The sequence below is a fragment of the Spirillospora sp. NPDC052269 genome (genome assembly GCF_040679435.1).
Taxonomy (GTDB): Bacteria; Actinomycetota; Actinomycetes; order Streptosporangiales; family Streptosporangiaceae; genus Spirillospora.
The window spans coordinates 33,788-51,045 of record NZ_JBFAUU010000012.1 but is presented as its reverse complement, the minus strand read 5'-3'; the positions used below and the strand labels follow the sequence as shown (position 1 = coordinate 51,045).

Sequence of the window (17,258 nt, the reverse complement as noted above, 5' to 3'; positions counted from 1 at the left end):
AGGCCAGGTCAGACGCCTGCCGGCTCCTCCATCGCGGACGGCGCGGGCGCGACGGGACGGCGGCGGAACGGCATCCACCAGTTGGCCTTGCCGAACAGCTCCATCACCGCCGGGACGAGCACCAGCCGGACGATCGTGGCGTCCACGAGGACGGCGACCGACATGCCGAGCCCGATCTGCTTCACCGCGACGTCCGGGCCGAGCGCGGTCGTCATGAAGACCGCGATCATGATCGCCGCGGCGGCGGTGATGACCTTGGCCGTGCTGGCCAGGCCGCTCGCGACGGACGCCCGGGTGTCGCCCGTCCGGACGTAGTCCTCGCGGATCCGCGAGATCAGGAAGACCTCGTAGTCCATGGACAGCCCGAACAGGACGGGGAACATCATCATCGGCGCCCAGCTGGTGATAGGCATGCTGGTCGGGAATCCGAAGAACCTCCCGAGCCATCCCCACTGGACGATCGCGACGAGCACCCCGTACGCGGCGCCGATCGACAGCAGGTTCATCACCGCGGCCTGGAGCGCGATCGTCACCGACCGGACCAGCGCGACCAGCAGGATCAGGGACAGCGCGAGCACGACCGCGATCATCAGCGGCAGTCGCGCGGCCACCGAGTCGTCGAAGTCGATCGTGACGGCGTTCGGGCCGCCGATCCGGACGTCCTTCCCGCCCGGTGTCCTCGGCAGGACGTCGTCGCGCAGCCGGTGCACGATGCCCGGGGTGGCCTTGTCCTGGAAACCGGTGTCGGGGAAGGCCATGAAGAGGGCGGCCCGCCCGTCCTGGCTGATCCGGGGCGGGGTGACGTAGGCGATGCCCTTGGCCTTCCCGACGGCCTCGACGACGGGACGCAGGTCGGTGTCCCGGGACGCGATCGGCGTCGCGAAGACCAGCGGCGCGTTGTAGCCGGGGCCGAAGCCCTCGGACAGGATCGTGTAGGCGGTGTAGCTGCCGCGGTCGTGCGGCTGGACGCTGGCGTCCGGCATGCTCAGCCGCATCGACAGCGCGGGCGCGGCGAGCACCAGCAGGCTCGCCCCGGCCAGGACGGCCGCGATCACCGGGCGGCGCTGCACGGCGGAGGCCCAGCGCTCGGCGGGCGTCCGGCGGGCGCGGTCCGCGCCGTCCGCCGAGGCCCCGCGCCGCCGAGGCAGCCGCAGTGAGTTGATCTTGTAACCGGTGAAGCCGAGGAACGCCGGGAGCAGCGTCACCGCGGCGGCCATCGTGACCAGCACGGTCGTGGACGCGGCGATGGCGACGCCCGTCATCAGCGGCTGCCCCATGGCGAGCAGGCCGAGCAGCGCGATCACGACGGTCGTCCCGGCGAACAGGACCGCGTGCCCGGCGGTCGTGACGGCCTTGACCGTCGCGGCCTCGGGACGGTCGCCGTTCTTCAGGGCCTCCTTGTAGCGGGTCACGATGAACAGCGCGTAGTCGATGCCGACGCCGAGGCCGATCAGCGCGGCCACGATCACGGTGAAGTCCGGCGCGTGGAACAGGTACCCGACGAGCTTCATCAGCGCGATCCCGCCGACGATCGCCATCAGCGCGGTGACGATCGGCAGGCCCATCGCGACCAGCGAGCCGAAGGCGATGAACAGGATCACCGCCGCCGCCACCAGGCCGACCACTTCGCCCGGCGCCTGTTGCGGCGCCTCGGCCTTCTGGGCGAGGTCGCCGGCGAGCGCGAACGTCACGCCGCCGCCGGACGCGTCCTTGGCCGCCGTCACCAGCGGCTTCACCTCGCTCGCCTTCACGTTCTGGTCGGTCAGCGGGATGGTCGTGCGGGCGATCCGCCGGTCCTTGGTGACCAGCGCCGGGTCCTTGTACGGCGAGACGACCGGGCCCGTGACGGGCGAGGCGTCCATCGCGGACACGATCTGGTCGATCTTCTGCCGGGCGGCCGGGTCGTCGACGCCCCGGTCCGCCCTGATCGCGAGGGTCAGCGTGTCACCCTGCTGGTCGGGGAAATGCCGCTGGATCAGCTTCTGCGCTTTGGCGGATTCCGATCCGCCGCCGGAGAAATCGTTGTCGGAGGCTGCCCCGAAGCCGAACCCGGCGACCGCCACCGCGAGAACGCCGACGATCCAGGCCAGCAGGACCAGGCGTCTGCGCCGGTAGCAGAAGCGGGCGAGCCCTGCCAGGACACCGCCCTCGCGAGGGGTCTCGGTCGTCATCATCAATCTCCTTGTGCCGTTGTAGGCGGCCGGTCGGAATTGATGATTCCGCTCGAATTCGTGCGAGTCGTCCGCCTGGCGCAGGTAATTCGGGCTACGGCATGCGCCGCATTTCCCGGCCGTCTCTACTCCGGGCGCCGACGGTGTACTGCGTCTGCGGTAGCGGCGTTTCGTCCGCGCGCAGGAGGTGTGAATGCCCGCTTCTCGTTAGGTTGCGGCTATGAGTACCGCTCTGTCCGCCGTCTGGTCCAGGCACAGGGACTGGCTGATCGCCGTCCTCCTGGCGGGGGCACTGCTGATCACCGCCGCGGGCGAGGGGCACGCCGCCGTCGGCCTGGATCTCTGCGGCTACGCGCTGATCGTGGTCAGCGGCCTCTCGATGGCCTTCGTCCGCCGCGCCCCGATCCCCGTGCTCTTCACCGCCTGGACGTGCGTGGCGGGCTACCAGGCGGTCGGCTTCGAGGTGCCCGCCGTCGCGTACCTGTTCGCGACGTACGCGGCGGTCCGGGCCGGGCACCGGCTGGTCGCCACCGCGGCGAGCGTGATGCTGCTGCTCACGCTGCCGATGGCGGCCCTGGTCTCGCCGCACAACTGGTCGGTGGGCGAGTCGTTCGTGCAGGCCCGGGGCGTCCTGGAGATCGCGTGGCTGATCGCCGCCGGGGCCGCCGGGGAGGCGCTGCGGCAGGCCGAGCGGCGCGCGGACGAGGCGGAGCGCACCCGCGAGGAGGCCGCGCGGCTGCGGGCGAGCGAGGAGCGCCTGCACATCGCGCGGGAGCTGCACGACTCGCTCACCCACCAGATCTCGATCATCAAGGTCCAGTCCGGGGTCGCCGTCCACCTCGCGCGCAAGCGCGGCGAGCGGGTGCCCGAGGCGCTGCTGGCGATCCAGGAGGCCGGACGCGAGGCGACCCGCGAGCTGCGCGCGACCCTGGAGACGCTGCGGGACGACTCCGACGCCCCGGTGTACGGCCTCGACCACGTCCCCGAGCTGGTCGAACGCGCCTGCGGGACGGGCCTTGAGACGAGGCTGACGATCGAGGGCGAGCCGCAGGACGTGCCGTCCGCCGTCGACCGGACGGCCTACCGGATCGTCCAGGAGTCGCTGACGAACACCGCGCGGCACGCGGCCGCGACGACGGCGACGATCCGGATCGACTACCGCCCGGGGTCGCTGGCGATCCGCGTCGACGACGACGGCCGGGCCACGCCCGGCCACGTCCCGGTCCCCGGTGTCGGGCTGCTCGGCATGCGCGAACGCGTCACCGCCCTCGGCGGGCGCCTGCGCGCCGAGCCCCGCAGCGAGGGCGGGTTCAGCGTCGAGGCCGAATTGCCCGTAGTGTCCACGTTGTGATCCGTGTCCTGCTGGTGGACGACCAGCCGCTGCTCCGCGGCGGGTTCCGCGCGCTGCTCGACGCCGAGGACGACATCGAGGTGGTGGCCGAGGCCGCCAACGGCGCGGAGGGTCTCGCCCTCGCTCGGGAGTGGCTGCCGGACGTCGCGCTCATCGACGTCCAGATGCCGGTCATGGACGGCATCGAGGCGACCCGCCGCATCGCCGCGGACCCGGCGCTGGCCGGGGTGCACGTCGTCATCCTGACCAACTACGGCTTCGACGAGTACGTCTTCAACGCGCTGCGCGCCGGGGCCGCCGGGTTCCTCGTCAAGGACATCGAGCCGGAGGACCTGCTGCACTCGGTGCGCGTCGCGGCGCGCGGCGACGCGCTGCTCGCGCCGTCCATCACCCGGCGCCTGATCAGCCAGTACGTCACGCAGCCGGTCCGCACGGGCGTCGGCGAGGGCCTGGACGAGCTGACCAACCGCGAGCGCGAGGCCGTCGCGCTGGCCGCGCAGGGCCTCGCGAACGACCAGATCGCGGCCCGGATGGCGATCAGCCCGGTGACCGCCAAGACCCACATCAACCGCGCGATGATGAAGCTCCAGGCGCGCGACCGGGCGCAGCTGGTCGTCCTCGCCTACGAGTCCGGCCTGGTCACACCGCGCGGCTCGTGAGCGCCGCCCACCGAGTGAGCGCCGCCCACCGAGTGAGCGCCGCCCACCGAGTGAGCGCCGCACGCCGCGCGCTCGGGGCGGTGGGCGAGCGTCGCCAGGATGCGCAGCGCCGCCTCGGACGGTGAGCCCTCCTCGACCGTGTGCGCGATGAGCGCCTGGTCCGGGTCGTCCGGGAGGCGGAGCGTCTCGTAGCTGAGGTCGACCCGGCCGACGGCCGGGTGCAGGTAGACGTACCCTCCGTGGGTCTTGTCCCTGACCTGCTGCTTCTCCCACGCGGCCCGGAACTCGGGGCAGGTCTCGGTGAGCTCCTCCACGAGCGCGGCGGTGCGCGGGTCGTCCGGATGCCGGGACGCGTCGAGCCGCAGGTAGGCGGCGATGTCGGCGACCTTGCCGGGCCAGTCCTCGTAGAGCGCGCGCATGCCCTCGTCCTGGCAGACGAGACGGGCGAGGTTGCGCCGCTCGGGCGGCAGCGCGCCGAAGTCGGTGATGAGCGCGGCGGCGAGGTGGTTCCACGCGAGGACGTCCGTGCCCCGGCCGACGACGTACGCGGGGACGTCGGACGCCGCGTCCAGCAACCGCCGCAGCCCCGGCCGGACGGTCTGCGGTGCGGACGGCGCGTCCGTCCCCGACCACGGCCGCGCCAGCCGGAACAGGTGCTCGCGCTCGACCGGGTCCAGCCGCAGCGCGCGGGCGACGGCGTCCAGGACCTCTTCGGAGAAGTGCAGCGTGCGGCCCTGTTCGAGCCGGACGTAGTGGTCGACGCTGACCCCGGCGAGCAGGGCCAGCTCCTCGCGGCGCAGCCCCGGGACGCGGCGGCGGCCGCCGTGGTCGGGCAGCCCCAGTTCGTCCGGCCGCAGCCGCGCCCGCCGTGACCTCAGGAACTCGCCCAGCTCCGCACGCCTGTCCAATGCCATGACCCCAGTATCGCCGGGCGTGATCGCCGCATCCTGGTCGCGTCATGCCCAGGCACGAGACGGCACTGGGTAGACCGCTTCCGCCGGACGACAGTGGTGGTCATCGGAACTCACCGAGCAAGGAAGAACGGAACTGATGACTGACCGCAAGGCACTGACCGGCACTGTTCGCTTCGGCAGCACCGACATGGACGTCACCCGCCTCGGCTTCGGGTCGTGGGCGGTGGCAGGGGCGGGCTGGACGTTCGGCTGGGGCGAGACCGACGACGCCGACTCGATCGAGGCCATCCGGCACGCGATCCGGTCCGGGGTCAACTGGATCGACACCGCCGCCGTCTACGGCCTCGGCCACTCCGAGGAGCTGGTCGGCAAGGCGATCGCCGGGCTGCCGGAGGCCGACCGCCCGTACGTGTTCACCAAGGCCGGGCTGGTCTGGGACCCGGAGAACCCGTCGGCCGCGCCCCGCCGGATCATGAAGCCCGCCAGCGTCCGCCGCGAGATCGAGGACTCGCTGCGCCGCCTCGGCGTCGAGCGGATCGACCTCTACCAGGTGCACTACCCCGACACCGGCGAGTCCCTGGAGTACGCGGGCGGCGGCTTCGGCGCGGTGTCGCCGAACGCCACGCCGCTGGAGGAGTACTGGCAGGTCATGGCCGACCTGAAGGCCGAGGGCAAGGTCCGCGCGATCGGCCTGTCGAACCACTCGGCCGAGCTGCTGGACGCCGCCGAGGAGATCGCGCACGTGGACGCGATCCAGCCGCCGTTCTCGGCGATCAACCGCTCGGCCGCCGCCGAGATCGCCTGGGCGAGGGAGCACGGCACCGCCGTGATCGGCTACTCGCCGCTCCAGTCCGGCCTGCTCACCGGCACGTTCTCCGCCGAGCGCGTCGCGGGCCTGCCCGCGGGCGACTGGCGGACCGGGCACCACGACTTCACCACCGGCCTCGCCGCGAACCTCCAGGTCGCGGAGGCGCTGCGGCCGATCGCCGAGCGGCACGGCGTCAGCGTCGCGGAGGTCGCGATCGCGTGGGCGCTGGCCTGGCCGGGCATGACCGGCGCGATCGTCGGCGCCCGCTTCGCCCGGCAGGTGGACGGCTGGATCGGCGCGGCCGACGTGAAGCTGACCCAGGACGACCTGGACGAGGTCTCCGCCGCCATCGACGCCTCGGGCGCGGGCACCGGCCCCGCCCGCCCGTGAAACAGCGAGACGTGAAGGAACAGGACATGACTCTCTTCGTGGTCGCGGAGCTCCGGTCGGTTCGCGGACAGGAGGACCGGCTCCGCACGGCGCTGGAGGCGATGATCGAGCCGTCCCTGGACGAGCCGGGCTGCCTCGCCTACCAGCCGTACGCCGACCCCAACGACGCGTCCCGCATGGTCGTCGTCGAGGAGTGGACCGGCCAGGACGCCCTGGACGAGCACTTCGCGACGCCGCACTTCGAGCACGCCGTGAAGGTATTCGAGGGGATCCTCGCCGAGCCCATGACCGTCCGCCGCCTGGCCGCCGTCGCAGGTTGATGTCGTCACGGGCTGATGAGGCCGTCGCCCAGGGACGTGCGCCGGTACAGCACCTGGCGTCCGTCCCGGGCCCGGCTCACCAGCGCGGTCGCGTGCAGGACCCGCAGATGCTGCGACACCGCGCTCGGTGTCACCCGCAGGCGGCGGGCGATCTCGATCGTCGGCAGGGGCTCGGCGAGCAGGGTCAGCAGGCGGACCTTGGACGCGCCGAGCAGCGCGTTCAGGGCGGGCAGGTCGGGAGGCGGCTGCGGCTCCCAGAGGGTGCCGACGCCCCGGCACGGATAGGCCAGCGCCGGCGGCTCGTCCGGGCTCAGGGGCGGGGCCGGCTTGTGGACGAAGACCGACGGCATCAGCAGGAGGCCGCGCCCGTCCGCGACGACGTGGCGATGGCTGATCATCCTGCTGATGTGCAGCACGCCGTCCTGCCAGCGCAGGTTCGGGTGCATGTCGGCGAACAGCAGGCGCGCGCCGCCCACGGCGAGCCGGCGCGCGCGGTAGGTCATGTCCGCTTCGAGGACGAGCCGCATCTGCCGCCAGTGCGGCCTGACGGCGAGCTCCCAGAACCGGTGCAGGACGTCGCAGATCGCGTCGAGGAGGCGTGCCGTGTCCGGATCGCGCAGCGGCTCGGGAAGGCCGTCGGGCGCGTGCGCGGCCGCCAGATCGCGCCGGACGACGGCACCGGGCGTCCGCCGGACGATCTCCAGTTCGGCCTCGAAGCCGGGTTCGAACTCGTCCGGACGCGGCGTCAGGAAGTCGGGCAGCGTCCGCCGATCGCTGACCAGCGCGCACAGAAGTCGCAGGTCAGAGGCCTCAAGCCCGGCCAGGACGGCCCGGCGCCACGGAAGGTGCAGGGCGGACAGGCCCGGGTCGCGCAGCACGCGCAGGCTGACGACGGTCTCGTGCAGCGGCGAGACGGCGAACCTGGTGTCCGCGAGGTCCCCGACGCCCAGCTCGAAACCGATCATTAAGTCCCACGCTACATTGATTGGCCCGTGCGTCCCGAGGCCGTGAACTCGGTGTCATGACGTTGACCCTCCCCCGAGCGGACGCGGGCCGCGGCGTGATCCTGCTCCTCGCCCTCACCTGCGGCGTCGCCGTGGGGAACGTGTACTTCCCGCAGGCGATCAGTCCGTCGGTCGCGTCCGGGCTGGGCGTCTCCCCCGACGAGGCCGCGCTGGTCGTGACGGCGACGCAGTTCGGGTACGCGGCCGGGATCTTCCTGCTGGTGCCGCTCGGCGACCGCGTCCCGCACCGGCGACTGGTCGTGACCCTGCTCGCGCTGACCGGGCTCGGGCTGCTCGCCGCCGGGACCGCGCCCGGGGTGACGCCGCTGGCCGCCGCGTCCGTGGGCGTCGGCGCGGCCACGGTCGTCGCGCCGATCCTCGGGCCGATGGCCGCGGGCCTGGTCGGACCCGACCGGCGGGGAACGGTCAGCGGGATCCTGCTCGGCGGCTCCATCGGCGGCATGCTGCTGTCCCGGACGCTCGGCGGGTTCGCCGGCGAGTCGCTGGGCTGGCGCGCCCCCTACTTCGCGGCGTCCGCGCTCACCTTCGCGTCGGCGCTCGTCCTGGTCAGGGCGCTGCCGCACACCCGGCCGTCCTCACGCGAGCGGTATCCGACCCTGCTGGCCGCGCCCCTCCGCCTCCTGCGCACCGAACCGGAGCTGCGACGATCCTGCTTCTACCAGGCCGCGATCTTCGGCGGGTTCTCCGCCGCTTGGACGGGTGTCGCGCTGCTGCTGACCGGTCCCGCCTACGGCCTCACGACACGGGCCGTCGGGCTGCTCGCGCTGGTCAACGCGGCGACGATGTTCTGCACGCCCCTCGCGGGACGCCTCGCCGACCGTCGCGGCGCGGACCTGGTCAACCGCGTGAGCATGCTCGCCGTCGTCGCGTCCGCGCTCGTCCTCGCACTGGGCGGCTTCGGCGGGACGACCGGCCTCGCCGCGCTGGTCGCGGGCTTCCTGATCCTGGACGTCGCGATGCAGTCCGGCATGGTCGCGAACCAGGTGCGCGTCTACGCGCTGCGCGACTCCGAGCGCAGCCGCCTCAACACGGCCTACATGACCTGCGCCTATCTCGGTGGAAGCCTCGGCTCCTGGTTCGGCGCGCACGCCTTCGCGCGCTTCGGCTGGAACGGCGTGTGCGCGCTCGTGGCGGTCTTGGCTGTGTTGGCGCTGGCGAAGTCCGCGCGGTCTTCCGAGGGGATCCAGTAGCGGTCCTGGTCCCAGGGGACGTAGGCGTCCTCGATGTGCGCGACGAGCAGCGGCAGCGCGGGATGCCGGTCCAGCTCGTGCCACATCAGCGACCACGGGTACACGGGAGCCGGGTCGGTGAACGAGACGCGGACGACGTCCGGGTGCGAGGGCAGCCGCGTCCCCTCCCCGACGAAGGTGTACCGGGACGGCTCGGAGGCGATGCGCTCGACCAGGCCCTCCAGCCCGAAGTCGGGCCCGGACGTGTCGAACCCGATGCCGAACTCGTCCCCCAGCGCGCGGTAGAACCACGCCCACTCGCTGTCCTCCCTGATGCCCGGCATCCACGCCGTCGTGCCCGCGAGCGCCGACAGCGGCAGCCGCTCCCTCCCGGCGAACCGATGATCGCGCCGGACGAGGATCTGGAGCGGTTCGAGCAGGGCGGGGACGCGGCGGACGCCGTCCGGCAGCCCGGTGGCGCGGCCGAACAGCGCGTCGGTGTCGCCCGCGAGCAGGGCGGGCAGCCCGGCGGCGAGCCCGCCCGAGGACACGATCGACAGCCCGGTGGACGGCACGGTCTCGTGGAAGTCCCTCGCCAGGTCGATCGACGCCAGCCAGGTGTGGTGGACGTCCACGCGGAGGGTGGCCAGCCGCTCCCCGGCGAGCGCCGCCATCCGGTCGGAGAGGCCCACCAGCGCGCGGGCGGAGTCGAGCAGCGCGCGTCCGGTGGAGGTCGGGTCGGCCCCGCCGCGGCCGCGGACGATCAGCAGCGTGCCGAGCCGGTCCTCCAGCTTCGCGACGCGCTTGGACACCGCCTGCTGGCTGACGCCGAGCCGGTCGGCGGCGTGCCCGAACGAGCGCTCCTCCACCACGGCCACGAAGGCGCGGACCGCCGCGACGTCCAGGTCCATTCAGCTCCTTGTACAACTCTTGGTTGTGATCGATCCGCATGTTCATTGTTGGACAGCATGATCCTCGTGCAGATGAGATGCCACGAGCGAATCGAATCTACAACCTGGGGGAGTGGAAGCGTGGACTCCTTCGTGCACCTGCACGTCCATACCGAGTACTCGATGCTCGACGGCGCGGCGAAGGTCGGCGCGCTGGTCGCCGAGGCCGCGCGGCTCGGGATGCCCGCTGTCGCGATGAGCGACCACGGCAACGTGCACGGGGCCTACGAGTTCCACAGGACGGCCGAGAAGGCGGGCGTCCGCCCGGTCGTCGGCGCGGAGCTGTACGTCGCGCCCGCGTCGCGGTACCGCCGCGAGCCGGTGTTCTGGAGCGACGACCTGTCGTTGCGGAAGTCGGACGAGCGGACGGGCGCGGGCGGCGACGTCTCCGGACGCGGCCTCTACACGCACATGACGGTCTGGGCCGAGCACGCGGACGGCCTGCGCAACCTGTTCCGGCTCCAGTCGCGCGCCTGGCTGGAGGGCCGCGCGGCGAAGTACCCGCGCGTGGACGACGAGCTGCTCGCCGAGTACGCGCCGGGCCTGATCGCGACGACCGGCTGCCCGTCCGGGGAGGTGCAGACGCGGCTGCGCCTCGGCCAATACGACGCGGCGGTCGCGGCCGCCGCCCGCTACCGCGACGTCTTCGGGAAGGACAACTTCTTCCTCGAACTGATGGACCACGGGCTGCCGATCGAGCGGCGCGTCCGCGACGACCTGCTGCGCCTCGGACGCGACCTCGGGATCCCGCCGCTCGCCACCAACGACTCGCACTACGTCACCGAGGACCAGTCGGACGCGCACGACGCGCTGCTCTGCATCGGCACCGGCAAGCGGATCGCCGACGCCGAGCGGTTCCGGTTCTCCGGCAGTGGCTACTTCCTGAAGGACGCGGCGCGGATGCGCGCGATGTGGGACGACCAGGTGCCCGGGGCCTGCGACAACACGCTGCTGATCGCGGAGCGCGTGGGCGACTACGGCCCGGTGTTCGCGCACCGCGACCTGATGCCCGAGTTCCCCGTCCCGGACGGCGAGACCGAGGCGTCCTGGCTGCGCGCCGAGACCCTGCGCGGCGCGCGGCGGCGGTACGGCGGCGACCCGGCGCCCGAGGTGCTGGAACGCATCGACTACGAGCTGTCGGTCATCGAGGACATGGGCTTCCCCGGCTACTTCCTCGTCGTCGCCGACATCTGCGAGTACGCGCGCAAGAATGGCATCGGCCTCGGCCCGGGACGAGGTTCCGCGACCGGCTCGATCGTCGCGTACTGCATGGGCATCACCGAGCTGGACCCCATCGAGCACCAGCTGATCTTCGAACGGTTCCTCAACCCCGAGCGGGTCACCATGCCCGACATCGACCTGGACTTCGACGACCGCCGCCGCGACGAGATGATCGACTACGTCACGCGGACGTACGGCGCGGACCGGGTCTGCCAGATCGTCACGTTCAACACCATCAAGGCCAAGGCGGCCGTGAAGGACGCCTGCCGCGTCCTCGGCCTGCCGTACGCGCTCGGCGACCGGATCACCAAGGCGTTCCCGGCGGCGGCCGGGGGCAAGGAGATCCCGCTCTCGGCCGTCCACGACGAGGCGCATCCCCGGCACGGCGAGGCCGCCGAGCTGCGCCACATGTACGACACCGAGCCGGACGTGCGGCGCATCGTGGACACCGCACGCGGCGTCGAGGGCCTGACGCGCGGCACCGGGATCCACGCGGCGGGCGTGATCCTGTCGTCCGAGCCGCTGCTCGACGTGCTGCCGCTCGTCCGGCCGAAGGCGGACGGCCCGGTCGTCACCGGCTTCCCGTTCACGCAGGCCGAGGACATGGGCCTGCTGAAGATGGACTTCCTCGGGCTGCGCAACCTCACGGTCATCAACGACGCGATCGAGGGCGTCCGCGCGAACCGCGGCTTGGACGTCGACATCCACGATGTCCCGCTGGACGACGCGGCGACCTACGAGCTGCTCGCGCGCGGCGACACCATCGGCGTGTTCCAGCTCGACGGCGGCGGGATGCGGACGCTGCTGAAGCTGATGCGCCCGACGACGTTCAACGACATCGCGGCGGTGTCGGCGCTGTACCGGCCCGGCCCGATGGAGATGAACGCGCACACGAACTACGCGCTGCGCAAGACCGGCAGGCAGAAGGTCGAGCCCATCCACCCGGAACTCGGGGACGCGCTCGAACCGATCCTCGGCGACACCTACCACCTGGTCGTGTTCCAGGAGCAGGTCATGGCGATCGCGCAGCAGCTCGCCGGATATTCGCTGGGCGGGGCCGACATGCTGCGGCGGGCCATGGGCAAGAAGAAGAAAGAAGTCCTGGACGCCGAGTGGGAGCGATTCTCCGCGGGCATGCGCGAGCGCGGCTTCTCGGACGAGGCGGTCAAGGCCGTATGGGACGTCCTGGTGCCGTTCAGCGGCTACGGCTTCAACAAGTCGCACACCGCCGGATACGGCCTGGTCTCCTACTGGACGGCCTACCTGAAGGCCAACTTCCCGGCCGAGTACATGGCCGCGCTCCTCACGTCCGTCGGCGACGACAAGGACAAGATGGCCGTGTACCTGTCGGACTGCCGCAGGCTCGGCGTCCGGGTGCTGCCGCCGGACGTCAACGAGAGCGAACTCGGCTTCACCGCCGTCGGCGAGGACATCCGGTTCGGGCTCGGCGCGATCCGCAACGTCGGCGCGGGCGTCGTCGAGTCCATCACCGGGACGCGCCGGGAGTCCGGGCCGTATGGCGGGTTCGCGGACTTCCTGGCCCGCGTCCCGGCGGCGGTCTGCAACAAGCGCGTCATCGAGTCGCTGGCGAAGGCGGGCGCGTTCGACTCGTCCGGGCACGCGCGGAAGGCGGTCGTCGCGGTGCACGAGCAGGCCGTGGACTCCGTCCTCGACCTGAAACGGCACCAGGCGCACGGCCAGGACGCGCTGTTCGGCGGCGGCTCACCGGATCCCGGCGGTGACGACGGCGGGACGGGCCCGCTCGTGACCGTCCCCGACCTCGACGAATGGGACAAGGCGACGCTGCTCGCGCACGAGCGCGACATGCTCGGCCTCTACGTCTCCAGCCATCCCCTGGACGGCGCGGAGTCGGTGCTCCAGGCGCATCGCGACCTGTCGCTCGCGGACCTGCTCGCGTCCGGGCGGACGGACGGGCCCGTCCGGGTGAGCGGGATCATCGCGGGCCTGCAGCGGAAGGTGACCAAGCAGGGTTCGCCGTGGGCCGTCGTCACGCTGGAGGACCATCACGCCGCGCTCGAATGCCTCGTGTTCCCCAAGACGTACATGCTGTTCGGGGAGCTGCTGGCCGAGGACCGGGTCGTCGCGCTCCAGGGCCGGGTCAACGCGCGGGACGACGCGATCAGCGTCTACGTGGAGGACGTCGCCGTCCTCGAGGTCGACACCGCGTCGGAGCATCCGCCGGTGCTCCTGGCGGTCGCGGAGCCGCGTGTCACGCTGACCCTCGTCCGGGAGCTGCGGCAGGTCCTGACCGCGCATCCGGGACGGGCTCCGGTGCACCTTCTCCTCCGGCGGCGCGGGGCGAAGGACGTGCTGTTCGACCTGCCGGACTTCACGGTCGAGCCCGGCCCGTCCTTCGCGGCGGACGTGAAGTCGCTGCTCGGCGCGCAAGCCCTCGACCCGGCCGGGTGAGGGCCGGGTCGAGGGCGGGACCGGGGAACGGGTCCGGGAACGGGTCCGGGGTCAACGCGCCCGCTTGAGGGAGGTGGCGGCGAGGACGGCCCCGGCGGCGGCCAGCGCGGCGTTGACGCCGATCGCGACCCGCAGGCCGGGCAGGACGTCCGCGCTCGTGGAGCTCGCGATGACGATCGCGCTCATGATCGGGGTGCCGAGCGTGATGCCGATCTGCTGGGTCATGGTCGCGACGCCGGTGGCGCGGCCCTGGTCGGCGTCCGGCAGCCCGGACGTCGCGGTGACCATGAAGGCGACGATCATCAGCATGTTGCCGACGCCGCCGACGAAGGTCGCGGCGAGCAGCAGGACGATCCAGCCGTGCGAGGCGCCGAGCGCGATCAGCGCCGCGGTCGCGGCCGCCTGCACCAGGCCGCCGGTGAGGATGGTGGCGCGGGTGCCGATCCGTCCGACGACGCGTCCGCCGAAGGTGCCGCCGAGGACGGTGCCGAGGCCGAGGACGCCGAACGCCAGCCCGGTCATGAGCGGGGAGTAGCCGAGGACCTTCTGCAGGTAGAGCGTGAGCAGGAAGACCAGCGAGGTCTCGGTCACGAAGGCGACGAGCCCGGCGGTGTTGCCCCAGATGACCGTGCGGCGCTTGAGCAGGGCGGTCGGGACGAGCGGCTCGGCGGCGCGCTTCTCGACGAACCAGAAGGCGACGACCAGCACGGCGCCGGCGATGAGCGAGATGAGGGTGGCGGGGGAGGTCCATCCGTGCTCGCCGGCCTGGGTGAGGCCGAACACCAGCAGCAGCAGCAGGCCGGCGGTCACGGACGCGGCGCCGGGCAGGTCCAGGCGCGGCCGGTCGGCCGGACGCTCGTCACGGATCATGCGGGGGGACAGCGCGACGACCAGCACGGCGACCGGGACGTTGATCAGGAAGGCCCAGCGCCAGGAGAGCAGGCTGGTCAGCAGCCCGCCGAGGATCGCGCCGGCGGTGAACCCGGCGGACATCAGCGCGCCGTTCAGCCCGAGCGCGCGCTCACGCAGCGGCCCCTCGCGGAACGCGGTGGTCAGCAGGGCCAGTCCGCAGGGGGTGACGGCCGCGGTCGCGAGTCCTTGCAGGACGCGCGCGGTCAGCAGCACCTCGGGACTCGTGGCGAGCCCGCCGAGCAGCGACGACGCTCCGAGGACGGCCATCCCGCCGATGAACAGCCGCTTGCGTCCGACCATGTCGGCGACGCGTCCGAACAGCAGGGTGAAACCGGCGGCGGAGAGCGCGAACGCGGTGGCGATCCACTGCAGGTTCGCCAGCGAGAAGCCGAGGCCCTTCCCGACCTCGGGCAGCGCCACGTTCAGGATCGAGAAGTCCACGGCGACCATGAACTGCGCGCCGAGCAGGAGGGTGAGCAGCAGCCGCTGCCGCCCGGTCATGCGGGCCGGGGACGCCGTGGGAAGGGGTGTGGGGGGCGCCGTGGTGGACGCGGCCATGGGATGCCTCCGGAGCGGTTAACGGATCTGTGGTTCCGTTAGGATGGGATGAACGTACCACCCGTCACGCCTAAATGGAACTGGAGACCCGTTATGGCTGAACTGGAGACCGCGCCCGGCACGCAGCGCCCCGGCGGGAGGACCGCGCGGGTGCGCGCCGCGGTGCTGCGCGCGGCCGAGGACGCGCTGATCGAGTGCGGGTTCGACGGCATCGACCTGGCCGAGATCGCGCGCCGCGCCGAGGTCGGCAAGACGACCGTCTACCGGCGCTGGGAGAACCCGCGTGCGCTGGTCGCCGACCTGCTCGTGGACATGGCCGAGCAGTCCGTCGCGCGCACGGAGACCGGCTCGCTGGACGGTGACCTGTGCGCGAACGCCCGGCTGGTCGTCAGGACCCTCACCGACGAGCGGCAGGGCGCGTTGTTCAGGGCCGTGATCGCCGCCGCGGCCGGAGAGGAGCGCACCGCCGAGGCGCTGCACCGCTTCTACGCGACACGCATCGCCGAGTGGGTGCCGTGCGTGACGCAGGCCGTCGAGCGGGGCGAGGTTCCGGAGGGCACGGACGCGCCCGAGGTCATCCGCGCCGTCTCGGCTCCGCTGTACTACCGCTTCCTGGTCAGCGGAGATCCCCTGGACGAGGCGGTCGCCGACCGCGCCGCGCACGCCGCCTGCTGCGCCGCCAAGGCCGGTGCTTATGTCGAACCTAAGAATGATGTTGCAGAATAAATAGGCCCGACCTAAGATTTTGCTCCATGACGTTGAGGCTGATGACCGTGCACGCCCACCCCGACGACGAGTCGAACAAGGGCGCCGCGACGCTGGCGAAGTACGCGGCCGAGGGGGTGGACGTGCTGGTCGTCACCTGCACGGGCGGCGAGCGCGGCGACGTCCTCAACCCCGCGATGAACCGTCCCGGCGTCCTTGCGAACCTGGCCGAGATCCGGCGCGCGGAGATGGACACGGCCCGGACGATCCTGGGCGTCGAGCAGCGATTCCTCGGCTTCGTCGACTCTGGCTTGCCCGCGCCAGGCGAAGCGCTCCCGGATGACTGTTTCGCGCGCACGCCCTTGGACGAGGCCACCGGACGACTCGTCGCGGCTATGCGCGAGTTCCGTCCGCACGTGGTCGTCACCTATGACGAGACCGGCGGCTATCCGCATCCCGACCATGTGCGCACGCACGAGGTGACCGTCGCGGCGTTCGACGCGGCGGGCGACGGCGACCGTTTCCCCGAGGCGGGCGAAGCGTGGCTGCCGCTCAAGCTGTACTTCCACGGCGCTCTGTCGAAGGCGTGGTTCGAGGCACTGCACGACGGGATGACCGCGCGCGGCCTGGAATCGCCGATGGCGGACGTCCTGAAGGAGTTCCCCAAGGACGTCCCCGTGCCGGAGTTCACCACGCGCGTCCCGTGCGCGGAGTACTTCGCAACCAGGGACGAGGCACTGCTCGCGCACGAGACGCAGGTCGATCCGAACAGCGGGTTCATGCTGCACGACCGTGACGTGGAACGCGACGTGTGGCCGACCGAGGACTACTTCCTGGCGAAGGCCGCCGCCTCCGTCCAGGTCGTCCTGCCTGAGGACGACCTGTTCGCGGGCGTCCGCTAAGGGAGGGTGACGGGCAGCAGTTCGGGACGCTTCGCGCTGCGGCCGTCCCCGGACGAGCGTCCCCGGACCCGCCGCCACACCCACGGCCCGAGGAACGATCCAGCCCACATCACCTCGGCCCCGGCGCGACGCCACGCAGGCAGGACCGGCATCGGCGGCAGCGGATCGGTCCAGCTCGCGTCGCTGCCCGGCAGGTTCAGCGCGTGCGCGGCGGAGGCGGCGATCCGCGCGTGCCCGGCGGGCGAGGCGTGGAGCCGGTCGGCGTTCCAGTTGCGCAGGTCGTTGACGGACGGCCGTCCCCAGGTCTCCACGAGGACGGTGCCGTGCCGCTCGGCCATCGCGCGCACCCGGTCGTTGAACGCCATGACCCGGGGCCGCAGCCGCGCCACCAGCGGCGCGATCGCGCCGACGTCCGGGAAGGTGAAGGTGAGCACGGTCGCCCCCGACGCGGCGAACGCGCCGAGCATCGCGTCCAGGTCGGCGGCGACCGCGTCCGCGTCGCACCCCGGCCTGATCAGGTCGTTCATCCCGGCCGTCACGGTGACGAGGTCGGGCTTCAGGGCGAGCGCCGCCTCCATCTGCCCGGCCCGGATCGCGCCCGCGAGATGCCCCCGGACGGCCAGGTTCGCGTACCGGAAGTCCGGCCCGGACAGGGCGGCCAGCTTCTCGGCGAGCCGGTCGGCCCAGCCCCGGTAGCCGGAGGCCTCGTCGCCGTCCATCAGGCCCTCGGTCTGGCTGTCGCCGACCGCGACATAACGCAGGTAGGACATGCT

The 17,258-nt window shown here is 72.2% G+C and carries 13 protein-coding genes and 1 pseudogene; 8 read left to right on the top strand and 6 right to left on the bottom strand.

Annotated elements, in window-relative coordinates:
* Nucleotides 1-8: 8 nt before the first annotated feature.
* The gene (locus AB0L06_RS25465; protein WP_500233597.1) at nucleotides 9-2,171 is read right to left on the bottom strand and encodes an MMPL family transporter; all 2,163 of its coding nucleotides are present in this window, start codon (nucleotides 2,169-2,171) and stop codon (nucleotides 9-11) included.
* Between the two features lie 220 nt (nucleotides 2,172-2,391).
* Here AB0L06_RS25465 and AB0L06_RS25460 point away from each other — a divergent pair, with 220 nt between their 5' ends.
* Nucleotides 2,392-3,522, top strand: a complete 1,131-nt coding sequence (locus tag AB0L06_RS25460) for a sensor histidine kinase (RefSeq protein ID WP_500233596.1) — start codon at nucleotides 2,392-2,394, stop codon at nucleotides 3,520-3,522.
* The gene (locus tag AB0L06_RS25455; RefSeq protein WP_500233594.1) at nucleotides 3,519-4,181 is read left to right on the top strand and encodes a response regulator; all 663 of its coding nucleotides are present in this window, start codon (nucleotides 3,519-3,521) and stop codon (nucleotides 4,179-4,181) included. Before AB0L06_RS25460 ends, AB0L06_RS25455 begins: the two co-directional genes overlap by 4 nt.
* On the opposite strand, the gene AB0L06_RS25450 is transcribed toward AB0L06_RS25455, so the two are convergent.
* The gene (locus AB0L06_RS25450; RefSeq protein ID WP_500233593.1) at nucleotides 4,145-5,095 is read right to left on the bottom strand and encodes a helix-turn-helix transcriptional regulator; all 951 of its coding nucleotides are present in this window, start codon (nucleotides 5,093-5,095) and stop codon (nucleotides 4,145-4,147) included. The genes AB0L06_RS25455 and AB0L06_RS25450 overlap by 37 nt on opposite strands.
* 136 nt (nucleotides 5,096-5,231) lie before the next feature.
* Here AB0L06_RS25450 and AB0L06_RS25445 point away from each other — a divergent pair, with 136 nt between their 5' ends.
* Entirely contained in the window at nucleotides 5,232-6,293 is a 1,062-nt protein-coding gene (locus AB0L06_RS25445; protein ID WP_500233592.1) for an aldo/keto reductase, read from the top strand.
* Between the two features lie 26 nt (nucleotides 6,294-6,319).
* A complete protein-coding gene (locus AB0L06_RS25440; protein ID WP_500233591.1) occupies nucleotides 6,320-6,613 on the top strand; it encodes a putative quinol monooxygenase in 294 nt (97 codons plus the stop codon).
* Nucleotides 6,614-6,618: 5 nt separating this feature from the next.
* Here AB0L06_RS25440 and AB0L06_RS25435 read toward each other — a convergent pair whose 3' ends face one another.
* On the bottom strand, nucleotides 6,619-7,578 hold the full coding sequence (locus AB0L06_RS25435) for an ArsR/SmtB family transcription factor (RefSeq protein ID WP_500233590.1): 960 nt from the start codon (nucleotides 7,576-7,578) through the stop codon (nucleotides 6,619-6,621).
* A 56-nt stretch (nucleotides 7,579-7,634) separates the two neighbouring features.
* Here AB0L06_RS25435 and AB0L06_RS25430 point away from each other — a divergent pair, with 56 nt between their 5' ends.
* Nucleotides 7,635-8,828 carry an MFS transporter gene (locus AB0L06_RS25430; RefSeq protein ID WP_500233589.1) on the top strand — a complete coding sequence of 398 codons (1,194 nt, stop codon included), beginning with the start codon at nucleotides 7,635-7,637 and terminating at the stop codon, nucleotides 8,826-8,828.
* A gap of 326 nt (nucleotides 8,829-9,154) precedes the next feature.
* On the opposite strand, the pseudogene AB0L06_RS25425 reads toward AB0L06_RS25430, so the two are convergent.
* A pseudogene (locus tag AB0L06_RS25425) lies at nucleotides 9,155-9,718 on the bottom strand (LysR family transcriptional regulator); the annotation flags it as partial.
* A 72-nt stretch (nucleotides 9,719-9,790) separates the two neighbouring features.
* Between AB0L06_RS25425 and dnaE the strand changes: the two are divergent.
* Complete coding sequence (dnaE, locus tag AB0L06_RS25420) at nucleotides 9,791-13,408, top strand: DNA polymerase III subunit alpha (protein ID WP_500233836.1); 3,618 nt, start codon at nucleotides 9,791-9,793, stop codon at nucleotides 13,406-13,408.
* Nucleotides 13,409-13,459: 51 nt separating this feature from the next.
* Here the strand turns inward: dnaE and AB0L06_RS25415 are convergent, their stop codons facing one another.
* Complete coding sequence (locus tag AB0L06_RS25415) at nucleotides 13,460-14,878, bottom strand: MFS transporter (RefSeq protein WP_500233588.1); 1,419 nt, start codon at nucleotides 14,876-14,878, stop codon at nucleotides 13,460-13,462.
* 93 nt (nucleotides 14,879-14,971) lie between these two features.
* Here AB0L06_RS25415 and AB0L06_RS25410 point away from each other — a divergent pair, with 93 nt between their 5' ends.
* The gene (locus AB0L06_RS25410; protein ID WP_500233587.1) at nucleotides 14,972-15,604 is read left to right on the top strand and encodes a TetR/AcrR family transcriptional regulator; all 633 of its coding nucleotides are present in this window, start codon (nucleotides 14,972-14,974) and stop codon (nucleotides 15,602-15,604) included.
* A gap of 26 nt (nucleotides 15,605-15,630) precedes the next feature.
* Nucleotides 15,631-16,485, top strand: coding sequence for a mycothiol conjugate amidase Mca (gene mca / locus AB0L06_RS25405; protein WP_500233586.1), 855 nt, complete (start codon nucleotides 15,631-15,633; stop codon nucleotides 16,483-16,485).
* Here mca and AB0L06_RS25400 read toward each other — a convergent pair.
* Nucleotides 16,482-17,255 (bottom strand): SGNH/GDSL hydrolase family protein, encoded by a 774-nt coding sequence (locus AB0L06_RS25400; RefSeq protein WP_500233585.1) that lies wholly within the window; start codon nucleotides 17,253-17,255, stop codon nucleotides 16,482-16,484. The genes mca and AB0L06_RS25400 overlap by 4 nt on opposite strands.
* Nucleotides 17,256-17,258: the final 3 nt, after the last annotated feature.